15 protein-coding genes are annotated in these 18,886 nt (G+C 72.3%); 8 read left to right on the top strand and 7 right to left on the bottom strand.

Annotated elements, in window-relative coordinates; all coding sequences use genetic code 11:
• Positions 1-122 precede the first annotated feature (122 nt).
• From rocD to LIU39_RS31415, 4 genes are all read right to left on the bottom strand, one after another.
• Positions 123-1,358: an ornithine--oxo-acid transaminase gene (rocD, locus tag LIU39_RS31430; protein WP_227050344.1), complete on the bottom strand. Its 1,236-nt coding sequence runs from the start codon at positions 1,356-1,358 to the stop codon at positions 123-125.
• Positions 1,355-2,206: a dimethylargininase gene (gene ddaH, locus LIU39_RS31425; RefSeq protein WP_227050343.1), complete on the bottom strand. Its 852-nt coding sequence runs from the start codon at positions 2,204-2,206 to the stop codon at positions 1,355-1,357. Before ddaH ends, rocD begins: the two co-directional genes overlap by 4 nt.
• Before the next feature lie 156 nt (positions 2,207-2,362).
• Entirely contained in the window at positions 2,363-2,914 is a 552-nt protein-coding gene (locus tag LIU39_RS31420) for an Lrp/AsnC family transcriptional regulator (RefSeq protein WP_227050342.1), read from the bottom strand.
• A gap of 67 nt (positions 2,915-2,981) precedes the next feature.
• Complete coding sequence (locus LIU39_RS31415; protein WP_372464121.1) at positions 2,982-4,484, bottom strand: amidohydrolase family protein; 1,503 nt, start codon at positions 4,482-4,484, stop codon at positions 2,982-2,984.
• 469 nt (positions 4,485-4,953) lie between these two features.
• Here LIU39_RS31415 and LIU39_RS31410 point away from each other — a divergent pair, with 469 nt between their 5' ends.
• Together LIU39_RS31410 and LIU39_RS31405 are read left to right on the top strand one after the other, a co-directional pair.
• The gene (locus LIU39_RS31410) at positions 4,954-5,850 is read left to right on the top strand and encodes an ATP-grasp domain-containing protein (RefSeq protein ID WP_227050341.1); all 897 of its coding nucleotides are present in this window, start codon (positions 4,954-4,956) and stop codon (positions 5,848-5,850) included.
• Positions 5,847-6,815, top strand: a complete 969-nt coding sequence (locus LIU39_RS31405) for an ATP-grasp domain-containing protein (RefSeq protein WP_227050340.1) — start codon at positions 5,847-5,849, stop codon at positions 6,813-6,815. The genes LIU39_RS31410 and LIU39_RS31405 overlap by 4 nt, the downstream gene beginning before the upstream one ends.
• Before the next feature lie 128 nt (positions 6,816-6,943).
• On the opposite strand, the gene LIU39_RS31400 is transcribed toward LIU39_RS31405, so the two are convergent.
• A complete protein-coding gene (locus LIU39_RS31400) occupies positions 6,944-7,693 on the bottom strand; it encodes an SDR family NAD(P)-dependent oxidoreductase (RefSeq protein ID WP_227050339.1) in 750 nt (249 codons plus the stop codon).
• A gap of 94 nt (positions 7,694-7,787) precedes the next feature.
• Between LIU39_RS31400 and LIU39_RS31395 the strand changes: the two genes are divergently transcribed.
• Positions 7,788-8,387 (top strand): TetR/AcrR family transcriptional regulator, encoded by a 600-nt coding sequence (locus tag LIU39_RS31395; protein ID WP_227050338.1) that lies wholly within the window; start codon positions 7,788-7,790, stop codon positions 8,385-8,387.
• A gap of 60 nt (positions 8,388-8,447) precedes the next feature.
• On the opposite strand, the gene LIU39_RS31390 is transcribed toward LIU39_RS31395, so the two are convergent.
• Positions 8,448-9,737 carry an MFS transporter gene (locus LIU39_RS31390; protein ID WP_227050337.1) on the bottom strand — a complete coding sequence of 430 codons (1,290 nt, stop codon included), beginning with the start codon at positions 9,735-9,737 and terminating at the stop codon, positions 8,448-8,450.
• A 66-nt stretch (positions 9,738-9,803) separates the two neighbouring features.
• Here LIU39_RS31390 and LIU39_RS31385 point away from each other — a divergent pair, with 66 nt between their 5' ends.
• Positions 9,804-10,826 (top strand): LysR family transcriptional regulator, encoded by a 1,023-nt coding sequence (locus LIU39_RS31385; RefSeq protein WP_227050336.1) that lies wholly within the window; start codon positions 9,804-9,806, stop codon positions 10,824-10,826.
• Between the two features lie 31 nt (positions 10,827-10,857).
• Here the strand turns inward: LIU39_RS31385 and LIU39_RS31380 are convergent, their stop codons facing one another.
• Positions 10,858-13,254: a SpoIIE family protein phosphatase gene (locus LIU39_RS31380; protein ID WP_227050335.1), complete on the bottom strand. Its 2,397-nt coding sequence runs from the start codon at positions 13,252-13,254 to the stop codon at positions 10,858-10,860.
• Between the two features lie 222 nt (positions 13,255-13,476).
• Here LIU39_RS31380 and LIU39_RS31375 point away from each other — a divergent pair, with 222 nt between their 5' ends.
• The 4 genes from LIU39_RS31375 to LIU39_RS31360 all read left to right on the top strand — a co-directional run.
• The gene (locus LIU39_RS31375; RefSeq protein ID WP_227050334.1) at positions 13,477-14,715 is read left to right on the top strand and encodes a helix-turn-helix domain-containing protein; all 1,239 of its coding nucleotides are present in this window, start codon (positions 13,477-13,479) and stop codon (positions 14,713-14,715) included.
• Between the two features lie 124 nt (positions 14,716-14,839).
• Positions 14,840-15,646, top strand: a complete 807-nt coding sequence (locus LIU39_RS31370; RefSeq protein WP_227050333.1) for a toll/interleukin-1 receptor domain-containing protein — start codon at positions 14,840-14,842, stop codon at positions 15,644-15,646.
• Positions 15,643-17,610, top strand: a complete 1,968-nt coding sequence (locus tag LIU39_RS31365; RefSeq protein ID WP_227050332.1) for a hypothetical protein — start codon at positions 15,643-15,645, stop codon at positions 17,608-17,610. Before LIU39_RS31370 ends, LIU39_RS31365 begins: the two co-directional genes overlap by 4 nt.
• Positions 17,607-18,886: hypothetical protein (locus tag LIU39_RS31360; protein WP_227050331.1), on the top strand; the 1,280-nt coding region annotated here is incomplete at its 3' end. The genes LIU39_RS31365 and LIU39_RS31360, both read left to right, overlap by 4 nt.

The raw sequence follows: 18,886 nt of genomic DNA, 5'->3' as shown, positions 1-18,886 counted from the left end.
TCACGGGCCGTTGCCCGTAGCGGCCCGGACGCCGGGGGTGCGGGGCGGCTCCCGGCCGGGGCGGCAGCGGCGCGCGGCCCCCGTCGCCCGACGGAGGCCGCGCATCGTGCCGGGTCCAGGACTTACACCAGCACCTTCTCCAGCGTGGCCAGCGCCGATTCCAGTACCTCGCGGGTGATGGTCAGCGGCGGGGCGAGCCGGATGGTGGAGCCGTGGGTGTCCTTGACCAGGATGCCCTCGGCCATCAGGCGTTCGCTTATCCGGCGGCCGGTGCCGAGCGACGGGTCGACGTCGACCCCCGCCCACAGGCCGCGGGCGCGGAAGCCGGTGACGCCCCTGCCGGTCAGATCGGTCAGGCCGGCGCGCAGGACCTCGCCGAGTTCGGCCGCCCTGCGCTGGTACTCGCCGGTGGCGAGCAGGCCGACGACGGCCGAACCGACGGCGGCCGCCAGCGGGTTGCCGCCGAAGGTGGAACCGTGCTCGCCGGGGTGCAGCACGTTCATGACCTCGCGGCGGGCGACGACGGCGGAGACCGGGACGATGCCGCCGCCGAGTGCCTTGCCCAGCAGCAGGACGTCGGGCAGGACCGACTCGTGGTCGACGGCGAGGGTGCGGCCGGTGCGGCCGAGCCCGGACTGGATCTCGTCGGCGATGAACAGGCAGCCGGCCCGCCGGGTCAGCTCGCGTACGCCGGTGAGGTAGCCGTCGTCCGGGATGATGACGCCGGCCTCGCCCTGGATGGGCTCGATCAGGACCGCGGCGGTCGTCTCGTCGACGGCCGCTTCGAGGGCGGCGAGGTCGTTGAACGGGACGATGCGGAAGCCGGGGGTGAAGGGGCCGAAGCCGTTGCGGGCGGTCTCGTCGGTGGAGAAGCTGACGATGGTGGTCGTCCGGCCGTGGAAGTTGTCCGCCGCCACGACGATGGTCGCCCGGTCGGCCGGGACGCCCTTGACGTCGTACGCCCACTTGCGGGCGAGCTTGATGCCGCTCTCCACGGCCTCGGCGCCGGTGTTCATCGGCAGCACCATGTCCAGGCCGGTCAGCTCGGCCAGGCCGGAGGCGAAGGAGGCGAGCTGGTCGTGGTGGAAGGCGCGGGAGGTGAGGGTGAGGCGGTCGAGCTGGCGGTGCGCGGCCTCGGTCAGCACGGGGTGGCGGTGGCCGAAGTTGAGCGCGGAGTAGCCGGCCAGCATGTCCAGGTAGCGGCGCCCCTCGACGTCCTCGACCCAGACGTCTTCGGCGCGGGCGACGACCACGGGCAGCGGGTGGTAGTTGTGCGCGAGGACCGGGGTCTCGGCGCCGATCAGGCCGGCCGACGAGCGGGCGTCGCCTGCGGGTGCGTTACGGGCGGGAGTGGTCATGAGCGGATCTCCTGAGTGCAGCACTTGATGCCGCCGCCGGCCTTGTGGAACTCCGACAGGTCGACGGGGACGGGGACGTAACCCTCGTGGGCCAGCTGGTCGATGAGGTGGGTGGCCTGCGGGGCGATGAAGACGTGGCGGCCGTCGGAGACGGAGTTGAGGCCGAACGCCATCGCGTCGTCACGGGTGGCGAGCACCGCACGCGGGAACAGCCGCTCCAGGACTTCGCGGCTGCCGGCGGAGAACGCGTCCGGGTAGTAGGCGATGTTGGCGGGACCGCTGCCGGCCGCGCCGCCGTCGTCCAGGGGGAACAGGGCGGTGTCCAGGTGGTAGAAGTACGGGTCCACCAGCTGGAGGCCGACCGTCGGGACGCCGAAGAACTCCTGCACCTCGGCGTGCGCGGCCCGGCTGGTGCGGAAGCCCGTGCCGGCCAGGATCAGACCGCCGGCCGGCACCAGATCGCCCTCGCCCTCGCACAGCGACTCCGGGCGGTAGACGTCATGGCCCGCTTCCTTGAACCAGGTCTCGTACTCGGCGGACTCCGGGCGGCGCTGGGGCGCGTGGAAGGACGAGCCGAAGACCCGGCCGCCCAGGACCAGCGCCGCGTTCGCCGCGAACACCATGTCCGGCAGCCCGGCCACCGGTTTCACGTTCTCCACCGCATGGCCGTGCGCGCCGTACGCGTCGACCAGCGTCTGCCACTGGCGCCGTGCGCGCGCGGCGTCGACCGGTACGTCCTGGCTCATCCACGGGTTGATGGCGTACTGCACGGCGAAATATCTGGGCTCGCACACCAGATAGCGCCGGGGCCGGGCCTTGCGACCCGGACCGTCATGACTCGTCGGCACAGAAGGATCCCTCCGCTTCGTCGGGACACGACCGGCCCCTCCGCGGGGTGACCACGGCGGCGACCGGGAACATCTCCCACGGTAAGGAGCAGTGACCGCGCGCAACAAGAGAGAGTTGCTGCGCGCTGACGCACGAACACTGCGTCCAACCACCCGTTACGGAAGGATCGCTGCGTCCGTCCCGGTGTCCTCGGGAGCCGCCTGCCGCGCCCCCGCTTCCGGACTGTCCGGCAGCAGATGGGACAGCACGAGATAGCTGATCGTCTTCCGGATGAACGGTTCGTCGCGGATCCGTTCCAGCACCTCCTCGAAGTGCGCGACGTCGGTCGCCCTCACGTGCAGCAGCGCGTCGGCCGCGCCGGTCACGGTCATCGCCGCGGCGATCTCCGGGTGGTTGCGCACCACTTCGGCCAGCCGCCGCGGGGGCGCCGCGCCGTCGCAGTACACCTCGACGTACGCCTCGGTGCGCCAGCCCAGCGCGGCGGGCCGCACCGTCGCGGAGAACCCGGTGATCACCTCGGACTCCCGCAGCCGGTCCACCCGCCGCTTCACCGCCGTCGCCGACAGTCCGACGGCCGTGCCGATCTCCGCGAAACTCGTCCGGGCGTTCTCGATGAGCGCCGCGACGATCTTGCGGTCCAGCTCGTCGAAGGGCGCCGTCTTCCGTGCGGCCCTGCCTGAGCCCCTGCCTGCGGCCTTACCGGTCACGGCGCCTCCCGATCCGTCGGATCGCCCACGGTACCGACACCCCCGGGCGGCCCGCCGGGCGTCGCCGCTACCTCGGCTCGACGCGGTGAAGCCCGGCCCGCCGGACGACCCGCGGCCCCGCATCCGCCGCCCGCTCCACCAGCGCGCGCCCGTCCCAGTCCGGCGGCCAGCCCTGCCACAGCCGCAGCCGGCCGCCGACCACCACCGCGGTGATCTGGGCGCGACCGGCCAGCCGGACCAGCTCCCAGCACAGGTCGTAGGAAGGTGTCAGTTCCGGTACGCGGAGATCAACGACGAGATAGTCGGCGGCCTTGCCGGCGGCGATCTCGCCGGTCACCCGGCCCAGGCCGACCGCGTCGGCGCTCAGCCGCGTCGCGTGATCGAGCCACAGCCGCCCCGCGCCGCACGAGGAGTCGCCCGCGGCCAGCCCGTACGTCAGCCGCTGCGCCGTCTCGGCGGCGTCGGCCAGCCGGAATCCGTCGCCGCGCGTCCCGTCGGTGCCGGTACCGAACCGGACGCCCAGCGCGGCCAGTTGGGCGGCCTGTGCGACGGCGTTGCCCTTCCAGGCGCTGGCCACCGGGTTGTAGCTGATGGCCGCGCCGGAGTCGGCGAGCCGGCGCATCTCGGTGGGGGTGAGCAGGGTGGCGTGCGCGCCAAGGGTGTGCGGGCCGAGCGCGCCGATGTGGTGCAGATACTCGACGGGGCGCCGGCCGACGCTCTTCAAGGAGCGCTCCACGGACGCCAGATGCTCGTTCACATGGACCTGGAAGACGGCGCCCGCGTCGGCGCACAGCTCGGCGGTCCGCCGCAGCACCGCGCCCGTCGCGTCCTCGGGGACCGCGATGGCGAGCGAGGGGTGGATCAGCGGATGCCCGTCCCACCGGCCCAGATGCGCGGGCCCGCCCCTGCCGTCGGAGACGATCTTCGACAGCACGCACCGGATGCCGGCCTCCTCCGTGCCCTGCGCGATCACCTCGACGTCGACCGGCGCGCGGGTGCCGGCGTCCGCGACGGTGGTGAAGCCGCCGCGCAGCGCCTCCAGTGCGGCCAGCTTCGCCGAGAGGTACGCGCTCTCCTCGTCCAGCGCGCGCTCCAGTGGCTCCCAGATCGTCTTGAAGATCTCCGAAGGCTGCCCGAACGACTGGGCCTTGCCGAAGCTCTGGGTCAGATGGTGGTGCGCGTCGACGAATCCCGGCATCACCAAGTGCCCCTCCAGGCGCAGGGGTGGGAGGCCGGGATGGCGGGCGATGAGCCGCTCGGCCGGCCCGATCTCGCGGAACGTCCCGCCCTCGACCAGCGCGGCCTTGCCCCGTGCCGGACCGTCCGGCAACAACAGCACCTCCGGCACCAGCAGTTGCCGTACGCCGCCGAACCCGCCGGGCCCGGCCGCCGTCCCCGCCGCGTACGCGGTGCCGCCCCCGGCCGCGGGCGGCAGCAGCCCGCCGGCCCCGGCGAGCCCCGCCCCGACGAGCAGCTGCCGCCGCCCGACGCCAGGGGGGTCGCCGCCCGGCGCATCGCCCTCCGTCGGCTCCCGTTCCGCCGCCGATCCCGTCTCCGCCTCGTACGTCACGCCGTCCGCCCGCCTCCCGCGCCTCGCACCTGCGCGCGCCCGCGCCTGGTGTGCGGCGCCCGCCGGTGTCTTCGGTCCGTGCACCCGTCGGCGAGGGACGGTCGCGCCGGGCGGCCCGACCTTAAGGCCACGCCGTGGGCGGAACAAGGCTTCCGGAATACGGGAATTGACGGTCCGGGAGGCGACCGGCGGAACTGCCGGACGTCTCCGACAAGGACCGGCTCAGAGGTCTCGCGGAGACAGCCGGGGTGGCGTAACCCGCCGGAAACACCGACCCGGTGACACCGTCCGGACACGTACCGCCGCTGCCGCCCGCCGCGGCCGCACGGCAGCGGCGCCCACCGGACGGGCCGGGCCGCCGCCCACCGGCGTTGGCCCGCCCGGGACATGGGATCCTGATGGATCGGATCCATCAGGGGTCTTCCGGACCGACGTCCGACGGACGTCCGGCTATACGAGGTGCAAACCGATGAGACTCTGCTTCCTGGTCGAGGAGCAGTACCGCCACGACGGCATGCCCCTGGGCGTGGTGCGCCAACTCGGCGCGTGGGGGCACCGGGTGGACATCGTGCGCCCCGGAAGTTCGCTGATCCGGATCTCCGATGAGATCCGGGCGGGCAGCCACGACGCCTGGGTGCTCAAGACCGTCTCCGGCGGCCCCGGCCTGACTCTTTTAGAGGCCGCCGCCGCGGTCGGCCTGACCACGGTCAATGACGCACGGGCCATAAGAGGCGTCCGGGACAAGGCGCTGGCCGCGGTGATCGCGCGCAGCCACGGGCTGCCGGTGCCGGTCACCTACGCGGCCTCCCGCGTCGAGGAGTTCGCACGGATCCCCGAAGCGGAGTACCCCCTCGTGGTCAAGCCCGCCGACGGCAGCTCCGGCCGCGCCGTCCGGCTCGTCGCGTCGGCGGACCGGCTGCACGAGGCGCAGGAAGGCGAGCCCGACGGCGACGGCCTGCTGATCGCCCAGCCGTACGTGCCCAACTCCGGTACCGACCTCAAGGTGTACTGCGTCGGCGGCGAACTGTTCGGGACCGAGCGCTGCTCCCTGCTGCACCCGGGGCACACGGTCCGCGAGCGGCAGGTACCGCTCACCCCGGAAGTCGCCCGGATCGCCGCCGAAGTCGGCACCGTCTTCGGGCTCGATCTCTACGGCGTCGACATCCTGCTGGGCCCGGACGGACCGGTGGTCGTCGACGTCAACGACTTCCCCAGCTTCCGCCAGGTCCCGGACGCCGTCGCCCGAGTGGCGTCCGCCGTCCTCGACCTGGCCCGCACCGGATCCGGACGGTACGGTACCGCCGCACCGACCACCGCACCCCGCGTCCCGGCACAGGCCGCGGCGCCCGTGGGGAGTACCCGTTGAGGATCTGCCTGCTCACCGCCGACCCAGGGCATCCGCTGCTGGCCGCGACCACGGAACTGCTGCGCGCGGGGCAGCACCGGGTGGAGTTGCTCGACCCCGATCCGGGCCCCGGCAGCGGCTCCGTGGTGCCCGCGCCCCGCCGCCCGGACGAGCCGAGCGCGGCCGGCCCCTTCCTCCCCGGGCCGCTCGCCTCCGGCCCGCTCGCCGACGTCTACCTGCTCAAGAGCCACTCCCCGCGGGGCCTGGCGCTGGCCGCGTACCTGGAGGAGCACGGGGCGCCGGTGCTCAACTCGGCATCCACCACCGGGCTGTGCCAGGACCGCACGGAGATGGCCGCCCTGGCGCTGACCGCCGGGCTGCCGTTCGCCGCGACCAGAACCCTGCGCACGCTCGCGGAACTGGCCGCCGAGGGCGAGCCGCCTGCCCCGCTGGTCATCAAGAGCCGGCACAGCCGCAGGCACGACCTGGTCACCCGGGCCGACACCGCCGCCCGCCTCCACGAACTGGCACGCGCCTGGCCCCATGAGCCCGTCGTCGTCCAGGAGTTCACCGAGAACAGCGGCTGGGACCACAAGCTCTGGGCGGTCGACGGCCGGCTCTTCACCGCGACCCGCCGCTCCGAACTGTCCCCCGAGGGACGGAGCGAGAACCGGCCCGCCGATCTCCGCGACCTCCCGGCGGGCTGGGCCGACCTGGTCCTCCGCGTCGGCGAGGTCTTCGGCCTCGACATCTACGGCGTCGACCTCCTCGACGCCGGCAACGGCACCCCGCTCATCGTCGACATCAACGCCTTCCCCGGCATCCGCGGCCAGTTGGGCGCCCCGGAAGCCCTGGCGGCCCTGGCGCTGCGCACGGCCCGACGGGAGCGGCGGGCACCGCAGGCCGAAGACCGCACACCGCACTCCGGCCCACCGGAGGGCAGCGCGTCGCCGGCCCACGCGGCACTCACCGAATCCGGCGGGTGAGGCGCGCGGTCGAGGACCGTCCCGGATGAACCGGGGCCGTTCGTCGAGCAGTTGCCGCCCGATCCGGGAGCGATGGGGCGGCGGGTGATGGCGCCGCTGACAAGCGTGCGACGGGTGCCGGCTGCGGGTCAGATCTGGTTCTCGCCGCCGTCGACGTACAGATTGGCTCCGAGGATGTAGCCGCTCTGCCCGGAGGCGAGGAACGCCACGACCGCGGCGACCTCCTCCGGCCGTCCCATCCGGCCCATCGCCACGCCTGCGGCGAGCTGCGCCCTGGCGCCGGCCGCGTTCTCCTCTCCCACGAGGCCCGTGATGCCCGGGGTGTCGATGGGGCCCGGCGAGATCGCGTTGACCCGGATGCCGCGGCCCTTGAGTTCGTTGGCCCAGGTCCGCGCGAAGGACCGGACGGCGGCCTTGGACGCCGCGTACATGCCGAATGCCTCCGCACCGTGGTCGGCGGCGGTGGAGGCGTTGAGGATCACCGAGGCGCCCTCGTTGAGCAGCGGCAGCGCCTTCTGCACGGTGAGCAGCGTGCCCCGCACGTTGACGCCGAAGGTCTGGTCGAAGTGCTCCTCGGTGGTCTGCTCCAGTGTCGCGAGCGAGGCGCTCGCCGCGTTCGCGAACAGCACGTCCAGGCCCCGGCCCCGGGCGCGGACCGCGTCGTACAGGCGCTCCAGGTCGGCCGGGTTCGAGACGTCACCCGCCACCGCGGTGGCACCCGCCGGGCCGATGGTCTCCACGGCCGCGTGCAGCTCGGCCTCGCGCCGGCCGGTGACGAAGACGTGCGCCCCCTCGGCCGCCAGCCGTACGGCCGCGGCCAGACCGATGCCGGTGCCGCCACCGGTGACGACGGCGGTCTTGCCTTCCAGCTCTCCCATGCGAATGACCTCCACAAAGTTCGGTATCGATCAGTACGGAACGGGACCGTAGCACTTTATGCACCGATCGGTACGGAAAAGGTGGGGTCGACACATGGAGACGCACCGGAAGGCGCCGATCGGCCGTCCCAGAGGCTTCGACACCGACGAGGCCCTCGAAAGTGCCGTGCGGGTCTTCTGGGAACAGGGCTACGAAGGCGCCGGCCTCACCGACCTGACCACGGCCATGGGCATCACCCGCACCAGCTTGTACGCGGCCTTCGGCAACAAAGAAGAGCTGTTCCGCAGGGCCCTGGAGCGCTACACCGAAGGCCCCGCCGCGTACGCGGCACGGGCCCTGCGGGAGCCGACCGCCCGGCAGGTGGCTGCCGCCTTCCTCAACGGCTCCGTCCGGGCCACCACCCGCCCCGGCTGCCCCACCGGCTGCCTCGGCGTCCAAGGGGCCCTCGCGGTCGGCGAACCCGGACGCGGCGCCCTCATCGCCTGGCGCAACAGGGGCACCTTGAGCCTTCGCGACCGCTTCCGGCGAGCCGTCGAGGAAGGCGACCTGCCTGCGGATACCGATCCCGGCTCACTCGCCCGCTACGTCATGACCGTGGCCAACGGCATCGCCGTCCAAGCGGCCGGCGGCGCCACCCGAGACGAACTCCGGCACGTGGCCGACCTGGTCCTGCGGAGCTGGCCACCTGCCTGACGCGACCGACGGCCGAGGGCTCGGGCGAAGGATCTGCGGCGCGGAAGCGGGGACCGTTCTTTACGCCCCCGCCCCCGCCTTCCCCTGCGCGTCCGCGGCGTCCGGATCGGGAGCGGGGTCAAGGTCCGGTGTCCTGCGGCGTGTTGCCGGGCGGAGGCGGCGGAGGGTGAGGGCGCTGAGGAGGGCCACGGCGATGAGGCAGGCGCAGTAGGCGGTGAGGCCGCCCCAGGCGTGGGCGGAGTAGGCGACGCCGCCGACGGTGCCGCCGACGGCGCTGCCTATGTAGTAGAAGAACAGGTAGACGGCGGCCCCTTGGGCGCCCAGGGCGGTGGAGCGGCCGCCGACCCAGCCGCTGGCCACGGCGTGCGCGGCGAAGAAGCCCACCGTGAAGACCACCAGGCCGGGAATGACGGCACCGAGCTGCGGCACGAGCATCACGGCGAGGCCCGCCAGGGTGATCAGCAGTGCGGGAATCAGCACCCGGGGGCGGCCGAACCTGTCGACCAGCCGACCCGCCGCCGCGGACGAGAACGAGCCGGCCGCGTAGGCGATGAAGAGCAGACCCGCGGTGGTCTGGGACAGCTGGAACGGTGCCGCGATCAGGCGGAAGCCCAGGTAGTTGTAGACCGTGACGAAGGCCGCCATGGCGACGAAGCCGATGACGTAGAGCCGGAGCAGGCCGCTGTCGGGCAGGGCCCGGCCGATGCCCGCCGCGAGGGCGCGGGGGCGGGGGTCGCGGGGGACGAAGCGGACGGACGCCGGGATCGTCAGCCGGAAGAGCACCGCACACACCGCCGCCGCCACCCCCACCGCGCCGATCGCCCAGCGCCAGCTGCCGGTCAGGTCGAGGATGCCGTCGGCGACGAGGCGGCCCGCCATGCCGCCGATGCCGTTGCCCGCCACGTAGAGACCCATGGCCTGGCCGAGCGACTCGCGGTGCACCTCTTCGGCGAGGTACGACATCGCCGTCGCCTGGAGGCCGGCCAGCGCGAGGCCCTGGAGGACGCGGATGACCAGCAGCGCGGCGAAGTTGGGCGCGAAGGCCGCGGCGATGCCGAGCAGCGCGGCGGCGCCGAGCGCGAGCGTCATCATGCCGGTCCTGCTCCACGCGTCCGACACGGCGGTCAGCGGCACGACGGCGATGGCCATCGCGGCGGTGGAGACCGAGATGGTCAGCGACGAGGTGGCGGGGGAGAGGCGCATGTCGAAGGAGAGGGCCGGCAGCAGCGCCTGGACGCAGTACAGCGTCATGAAGGTGGTCAGACCGGCTGCGAAGAGGGCTCCGGTGGCGCGGCGGAAGCCGGGCGTCCCGCGCGTGTGCGCGTCAGGCGTTATGGCCGATTCAGTCACCCGGCCGACGGTAGGCCGCCATAAATGATGCGTCCAATGCATGGATCGTCGCTATATATTCCGTATATGGAACACATGTGTGGGGTGCGGGAGGGGCGTGCGGGACACAAGGGGCACGAGAAGCTGCGGCTGCACGATGCGCAGGGTGTGACGGCGCTGCCGCTGGCGCCCCTGCTGGGCATGTGCCCCGACCTTGTGCGGTTCGAGGCGGTCGCCCGGCTGGAACACCTCTCCGCGGCCGCCGCCGAGCTGGAGGCCCCGCAGTCGACGGTCAGCCGCAGCGTCGCCCGGCTGGAAGAGGCCGTCGGCACGCCCCTGTTCGACCGGGAGGGCAGGGGGCTGCGGCTGACCCGGCACGGCCGTGCGTTCCTGGCCCGGGTACAGCGCGGCCTGGAGGAGATCGCCACCGGCTGCGAGGAGCTGCGGCAGGCCACCGGCATACCCGGCACGGTCGCCATAGGCTTCCTGCCCGCGCTCGGCACCGCCCCGGTCCCGCTGCTGGTCAGCTGGTTCCGGGCCCGGTACCCGCAGGCCCGCTTCCAGCTGGTCCAGGACAACGCCGAAGGGCTGCTGGAGCGGCTGCGGGCCGGCGAGGTCGATCTCTGCCTGACCTCGCCGCTGCCCGACGAAATGGGCATCACCACCGTGCCGGTCGCCCGCGAGCCGCTGCGGCTCGTCGTCCCCGTGGGCCACCCGCTGGCGGGCCGCAGCCGGATCCGGCTGACCGACGCCGCGCACGAGGACTTCGTGATGGCCACGTCCGGGTACGGGCTGCGCCGGCTGGTCAACGGCCTGTGCGCGGCGGCCGGTTTCACCCCGCGGGTGGCGTTCGAGGGCGCGGAGATCGCCACCATCCGCGGCTTCGTCGCGGCCGGGCTCGGCGTGGCCGTGCTGCCGCCGTCGCCCGTGGCCATGCCGGGACTCGTCGATCTGCCGCTGCACGAGCCGGCCGCGTACCGCACGGTCGGCATGACCCGGGTCACCGCCCGCACCCCGACCCCGGTCGTGCGGGACTTCATCCACCTGCTGCGGAGCCGGGCCCAGGAGTGCTTCGGCGCCCCGGCGGCCGGCGGAGCCGAAATGCCGTGAGCGGAGCCGGACTTGAGCGGACCGTGCCCGCTCACCCCGCGGGGTCGATGAGCTGCTCGGTCCAGACGGTCTTGCCAGAGGTGCCGTAGCGGCTGCCCCAGCGGGCGGTGAGCTGGGCGACGAGGAACAGGCCGCGGCCGCCCTCGTCCGTGTCGCGGGCCTGGCGCAGCCTGGGCTGGCTGTTGCTGGAGTCGGTGACCTCGCAGACGAGCACCTGGTCACGGATCAGCCGCAGGCCGATCGGGCCGCGGGCGTAGCGGAGCGCGTTGGTGACGAGTTCGCTGACGACCAGTTCGGTGCTGAACGCGAGGTCGTCGAGCCCCCAGCGCACGAGCTGCTCGGTGACCAGCTCCCGCGCCCGCGCGACCGCGGTCGGCCGGGGCGGGAACTGCCAGCCGGCGGCGCAGGAGGCCGGGATCGCCCGGGTCCTGGCCAGGAGGAGGGTGATGTCGTCGGGCCGGTGCGGCGCGGACCGCAGCGGCTCGACCAGATCGTGGCCGATGTCGTCCAGCGGCCTGCCGGGGCCCGCCACATCGGCGAGCCGGGCGAGCACCTCGGCCTCCGCGTCCGCGTACGTGCCGCCGTCCTCGCGGCGGGTGGCCTCGATCAGGCCGTTGCTGTAGAGCGCCAGGACGCTGCCCGGCGGCACCTCGACCTCCGTCACCTCGAACGGCATCCCGCCGACCCCCAGCGTCGGCCCCGGCGCGATGTCGATGAAGCGGGCGGTCCCGTCGGGATGCACCACGGCGGGCATCGGGTGGCCCGCGCTGGCGACCCGGCAGCTCCGGTCGACCGGGTCGTAGACGGCGTACAGGCAGGAAGCGCCCATGGTGTCGGGGTGCTCGGCCTCCTCGGCCATGCGGTGCACGAGGTCGTCGAGGCGGGTCAGCAGCTCGTCCGGGCCGAGGTCGAGGTCGGCGAGGGTCTGCACGGCGGTGCGCAGCCGGGCCATGGTGGCGGTGGCGCCCAGACCGTGGCCGATCACGTCGCCCACGACCAGCGCGGTCCGCAGCGAGGACAGCGGCACCGCGTCGAACCAGTCGCCGCCGACACCGGCCTCGCCCTCGGCCGACAGGTAGACACCGGCCGTCTCGGCCGCCGCCGTGGTGCTGGAAAGCGGCGGCAGCAGGCTGTTCTGCAGCATGACGGCCATCCGGTGCTCCCGGGTGTAGCGGCGGGCGTTGTCCATGCCGAGCGCGACGCGGGTGACGATCTCCTCCAGCAGCTTGGCGTCCTGCCCGTCGAACGCCAGCCGCCGCTGCGTCCGGTACACCTGCACGTAGCCCAGCACCATGCCGCGGGCCACCAGCGCCGAGCCGATCGCCGCGAACAGGCCGTCCGGCACCATCCGCGCCGCCTCCGGATCGTCGCCGAGGAAGGCGACGTAGTCGGCCGGGTCGTTGACGACGAGCACCTGGCCGCGCTCCAGGTCACGGAAGCGCGGCTGGTCGCGGACCTGCGGCAGCACCTCGCCGGCCTGGATCTGCCCGGCGGGCCAGGGGCCGTGCGCGTGCTTGACCGCCACCCGCCGGAAATCGCCGTGCACACCCCGCACACTCCGCGGCGGCTCACCGCCCCGCAGCGTCGCCTCCGCGATCTCCACGGTGGCCAGGTCACCCATCGAAGGAACCAGCAGATCCACCAGGTCCTGGGCGGTGCGCTCCACCTCCAGACTGCCGCTGACGCTGCGCGACGCCCGGTAGACCATGTCGAGCCTGCGCACCGACCGGTACCGCTCGGTGACATCGACGAGCGACGTCATGACGCCGTTGACCCGCCCCCGCAGATCGTGCACGGGGGCGGCGGTCATCGAATAGATGAGATCGCTCTTCCCCGGCTGCGGATCCCGCAGCACACCGGAGGCGTCCACCACCGGCTCGTCGCTCTCCATGACCTGCCGCAGCAGATCCGCCCCGGTGCGGTCACCGTCCATGCCGGACATCGAGACCAGCGGATCGAAGCCGTCATCCCGCAGCCGCCCGGCCCGCGCCACGGCCGGACTGCTGCGTCGGATCCGCAGGTCAGGCCCGTGCACAGCCATCTGCCAGACGTCCTGCGCCAGCAGCGTCCGCCCCAGCGCGCTCTCGTCGCTCCACGCCGACAAGGTGTCCACCGCCACCCCGAGCGCCAGCACGGCCGACGACCCGCCCAGCTCCAGCAGCCGCACCCACACATCGACCAGCCCCCCGCTCCGGTGCCGCAACGCCAGCACCCGCCCCCCGGGAGCACCCCCGTACGGTTCGTCCGAACGGGGGTACCGACGCGGCCCCAGCAACCCCCGCGCAGGCGTGCCGACCACCTCGGCCGCCGCATACCCCAACAGCTCCGCAGCCCCCCGCGCCCAGTGGGTGACCAGCCCCCGCCCGTCGATCACCACCACCACGACGCCGTTCAGCGGTACCGGCGGGACCGCTCGGGGCACAGCCATGTGATCACTCCGGACGTCGGACGGGCCGATCACTTCAGTGTCCCTCCCCACAAGGAATCGAACGAGCGGTGACGGCCGGTCGGGTAGGCAACGGGCAACCCCTCCGAAGGGGATCCGTGCGGGCGTGTCCCATGCCAAACTCCCTTCCGGAGGAGCGGGGAATTGCTCCGGTCCACTGATCCCAGATTTCCGGCAGCCCTGTGCGGGAAAGGTGTGTTTGGCATGGGCACGTCAGTTCCATTCGGTTCCGAACTACGACGGCGACGTCAGGAGGCAGGTCTCTCGCTCAGCAAACTCGCGCTGGTGATGAATTACGACAAGGGTCACCTGAGCAAGGTGGAACGCGGTGTACGACGCGCATCCGGCGACTTGGCACGCCGGTGCGACGCAATGTTCGGCGCGGAGGGGGAGTTACAGCGGCTGGCCGAACCCCAAGAGGAGCCAGGGGGTCCGGAGTCCGGCATCGGCGCAGTGGCGGTGGAGCGGCGAAAGCTGCTCCTCACCGGCGTGGGCTCGTTGATCGGGCTCGGTCTGCCCTCGGCCGATGACCTCGCCCCGCAGGAGGGACCGTCTCTTGAGGCCCCGTTCCGCGCGCAGTTCGACCAGGTGCGACAACTTGGCCAGAGCACCGATCCGGCGGTTCTTCTGCCCCTCATCGAATCTCAGACCCGCACGGTGACCGAGCTCGCCACCAGCGGCGGTGCCCGGGACCGGCAGCGGCTTCTGGTCCTCGCCGCCCGCTTCGCGGAGTACGCAGGCTGGATGGCGCAGGAGGCGGGAGACAACGCCGGCGCTCTCGGCTGGACCCAAGAGGCCGTCGAACTGGCACAAGCCGGGGGAGACCGCGATCTCGCTTCCTACGCACTCGTCCGACGGGCCCTGGTGACCTTCTACGACTCCGACGCGGAGCAGACCATCGCACTCGCGGGGCGGGCTCAGGACGGTGGGCTGCCACCGAGGATCCGAGGTCTGGCCGCCCAGCGCGAGGCACAGGGGCACGCCTTGGCAGGCGACGAACGGGCGTGTCTGAACAGCCTCGACCTGGCTCGTGAACTCCTCGGATCAGCCGACGCCACCCTCGGCACCGGGCCGGTGATCGGCACCACCAGTGTGACCGACCCGGCAGCCATGGTGACGGGCTGGTGCCTCTACGACCTCGGTCGGCCCACGGCCGCCGCCGAGACCTTCGACCGCGAGTGCGCCCACATCGCGCCGCAGGCGTTCCGGGCCCGGACCAGGTACGGAATGCGCAGGGCACTGGCCCACGCCGCCTCAGGAGAGGTGGAGCACTCCTGCGAGATCGCCCAGGAGCTGCTCGACATCACCCTCACCGTGCCGTCGGCCACGGTGAAGGCCGACATCCGCCGACTCACCCGGGAACTGTCGAGATTCCGGGCCAACCGTGCGGTGCGGGATCTGCAACCCGCGCTGGCGCGCGCCCTCAGCCCCTCCGCGCGCTGATACGCAGCCGACGCATCAGCCCGTCGGCCGGACTTCTCCTGCCGCCTTTTGTCCGGGCCGCAGCTCTGTCCTGATTACCGGTTCCACCTGCCACATTTCGCCATGCCGAAAAGAGGAATGCACCATGCCGGACGTCTTCGTCAATTACCGCACGGGGGACGAGGAAGGCACCGCCACGCTGATCGAACGCGAACTCTCCCGGCGCTTCGGCAGCGAACGGGTGTTTCTCGCCAGCAAATCGATCGGCCCGGGACGCAGTTTTCCGCAGGAGCTGGTCACCGCAGTACGGCGCAGCAGCGTCCTCCTTGCGGTCATCGGGCCCCGCTGGACCGAGGCGCGGTCCGCGAACGGCCGCCGGGCGCTCGACAATCCCGCGGACTGGACCCGCCGGGAGATCCTGGAGGCCCTTGAGTGCGGCATCGTGGTGATCCCCGTGCTGGTGAACAAGGCCGCCCGGCTCGACCGCAGGGATCTGCCCGCAGATATCCAGGAAATGGCTGATCACCAGTACAGGCGGCTGGACCACCGCAACGTCGAGGCCGACCTGACCCGGCTGGCGGACGATCTCGCCGAACTGGTACCGCAGTTGGCCGACGCCGACACCACGCGCCGTCCCCACGCCGAGCAGCAGCCGACGGGCGGTGCGGGTAACGCGGCCGGCGAATTCCGGGGCACCGCGATGCATGCGCGTGAGGTCAAGCAGCGGCAGCGCGGCGGCATCGGCAACCTGAACGGAGACCTCTCCGGCACCTTCATCAGCGAACCCCAGGCCCCGGTGCACACAGGCGACGGGGATCAGTACAACGGGGATCAGTACAACGCGCGGTTCTCCGGTGACAACGCGGACGTGAACTACACCGCAGGCGGCGACTCCAGCACCGTCAACCAGCGGTTCGAGCGCAGGCAGCGGCGCTCGGACAAGAACCGATGACGGACCGGGGCGGCACGTGGGTCACCGACTCGCAGGGCCCGGTTCACAGCGGTCCCGGCGGTCAGTACAACTACCTCACCTACCTGGTCGGTGCCGCGGGGCGGCCGCCGGACGCGGGTGCCGATCCGCTGCAGGTTGCCGTGGAGCACCGGCAGGAACTCCACAGGCGGTTCGTCCCACCGCGTAACTACGGAGACGCCGTTGAACGGATAGCAGCCCCCGGCACCGTGGTACTGCTGGACGGACCGCGCGGCAGCGGACGGCGGACCGCGGCCGTCATGCTGCTGCACCAACTGCGCTTCACGGAAGGACGGTTCGAGGAACTGGCGGCGGAAGAGAGCGGTCTGGACGCCGCTCCCGGCGACCGCTTCTTCCTCGACCTGTCCAACTCCACCGACGACGAATACCTCACCGTCCAGCGGAACATCGCCTCATACCGCGCCGTGGTCCAGGACCGCGGCGCGCGGCTGGTGGTCGTACTCCCGGCCGGACTGGAGTACTTGCTCGACCCCGAACTCGTACCGCTGGCCGTCCGGCTGGGCAGGCCGCGTGGGGGCGCGGTGCTCGGCCGGCACCTGCGGGTGGACGGCATAGCCTTCGAACCGGAGCAGCTGGCCGACCCCGGACTGGGAGAACTGCTGAGCCGGTCCCCGATGCGTGAGCTGGCGCGCCTCGCCGGGATGATCCGGCGCGCCAGGGACTCCGGCCACTACGGCGCAGACTTCCCCTCCTGGTGCGCCGAGGCGACAGCCGCCGTCACCAACCGGACGGGGGAGGTGGCCCGACAGGTCAAGACGCACCGCACCGCGCACGAAAGGGCACTGCTGCTCACCGCCGCCATGCTGGAAGGAGCCTCGGCCGACGCGGTCTTCCACGGCACGCGCGGCCTGTTGGAGCGGCTCGGCGACGAGCAGAACGAGACGTCGCGGCTCACTCAGCCGGATTTCGGCGAGCAACTGGAGGCCCTGCACATCAAGCGCAGCCGTGAGAGCCGCGTCGGTTTCCAGGGACTCGCCTACGACGGGGCGGTCCGGACGCACTTCTGGGCCAACTTCCCCGATCTGCGCCAGGACCTGCGGGACTGGGTCGGCGACTGCGCAGGACTGCCCGGCCTCAGCGCCGACGACCGCAGAAATCTGGTCGTCCGTTTCGCCGAACAGTGTCTGGCGGCCGGATGCCCGGAACATCTCTGCACCCTCGCCGAGCGGTGGACCTGCTCGATGCCGCTCAAACCGCTGCGTGCGGAGAGCGCAGCCGCCCTCGAACGAGGTCTCAGCCACGAACGGTACGGCGCGCGGTTCCGCAGTCAGATCTACGACTGGGTGACCGCGCCCCGCCTATCGGCCGACTTCGCCCGGGTGCTGACCGGTGTGTGCCTCCGAGCGATGGCGTCGACCCACCCCGACCAAGCTCTGGTGAGGCTCCATCACCTTGCCCTGCGCCGGGGTGGTGACGAGATCGGGGAGGCCCGCGTGGCGCTGCTCGAACTGGCCAGGAGGAACCGCCGGCTGTACCGGCTCCTCGTCGACCGTCTGCACGCCCGGCTCCACACCCGCCCCCGGCCCAACCTGGAGCTGCTCAACGAACTCGCCGAGCCGACGCCGCTGCCGTTCGGCCCGCCGTGGCCAGAGCTGGCGCGCTCGTGGCGCACCCTCCTGACGGATCGGACAGCGGTCAACTGGGCTCACAGCATGCGTCGTTGGCTCACCGCGGCCCAGGAGGACGAACGGTGTGTGCCTGTGCTGGACATCCTGCCCGCGGCCGCATCGGGTCGGGCGGACGTGCTCAACCGTCTCTACGTGATCAGTTGCGACTGGGCCCAGATGCACACCGTGAGCCAGGAGCTCCCTCGTACGACCAGGGCGGCGATAGCCGCGCAATTCTGGCAGAAAATCGACTCCGCGCAGGATGCCGGCACCATCGACGGCACTCCTGACGCACCGGAATCAGGAGAGATCCAGTGAACTCCAGGACCAAATCGGCTTTGATCTTTCTCGTCTGCGGCCTGGTCCCCCTCGTGCTCGGGGGTTCCCTGGGCTGGTCCCCGTGGCTGCTGGTCCTGGTGCCGGTCACCGTGGTCTCCGGTGTCGCACTGCTCATGGTGGTGAACAACTCGGGCGGCGGCCCTGACGCCGACGGACGGTCCGGCGAAGAACCGGTCGCCGTGCCCGTCACGCCGGCCGAACCACCCTACCGGGAAACGCAGTTGAGGGACGTGCCGCTGCCCAGCTCGATGGCGGGCTACGACTTCCTCTTCTCGGCCACGGTGTGGTGGCGGCCTCTGCGGGAGCAGGCGGGTGCCGCCGATGGGCAGCTGTCGAGCCTGGCCGCCGCCGCCGTCCTGGACCGGGCGCGCGCCCTCACCAGGCAGGAAGACCCGAGCCGCTCGGACTTCGTCCGGTACCTGCTCGAAGGTGCCCTGGTCACGCCTGGCGTCGACGCCTCCGCCCGGGTGACCGCGTGCGCAGCCCACACCATGCTCGGCCTGGCACCGGCGGACCGGGACCGGCTCCAGGAACTCGCCGGTCTCCGGAAGGCGGAGGAAGCCTGGGAGCACCAGCGCCAGTACGAACGGAACAAGCGGGCGTATCTCGGGGACGAGGTCCTCAGCACGCCGGGCAGCGCCGTGGTCTGGTGGCTGGCAAGGCACGATGACGAGGTCGAGAAGGCGGTGGAGATGATCGGCCCGCTCGCCCAGATCTCGGCCGCCGCGAACGACGCCGAAGTACCCGAGCCGTTTCGGCGCTGGGTTTCACCGGCTGGCGATCTGCACGCGGCGGACCCCCTGGGCGGCTGGGACCACCCGGAGCGTGCGGGGGAGCCGTCGGCCACCTCATTCCTCCAGGAACAGGCGGACCCGGGTGACACCATGGTCGGTCACCTCTCCACCCTGCTGGACGATCTCGGCCTGACCGAACACTCCGACGAACGCACCGTCCTCGTGCACCGCATCGCCCGGTCGCTGGAGGCAGCAAGCCGGCCCGACGCGGCCCAGCGCATCCGACAGGACCTCCTCGCCCAGCGCTCCGACGCCGGCGACGACCTCCAGGATGCCGCCGATGTGCCTCCCGCCGACCCCTCGCCCCCCACCGGCCCCGCGACGCCGATGAGCCCCCCGCCCCCCGCCGCGCAAACCCCTGGCGACACGGCCGAGAGGCCGCAGGAACCCGAGGGCGAATCCAGCTACTACAACTCCCCCTCACCCCAGGACACCTCCCCCACACCGGACGAACCGAGCGG

The sequence above is a fragment of the Streptomyces pinistramenti genome (assembly GCF_020564935.1).
Taxonomy (GTDB): domain Bacteria; phylum Actinomycetota; class Actinomycetes; order Streptomycetales; family Streptomycetaceae; genus Streptomyces; species Streptomyces pinistramenti.
Note: the sequence above shows the minus strand (reverse complement) of the source record. Positions and strands in the feature narration are given on the sequence as shown.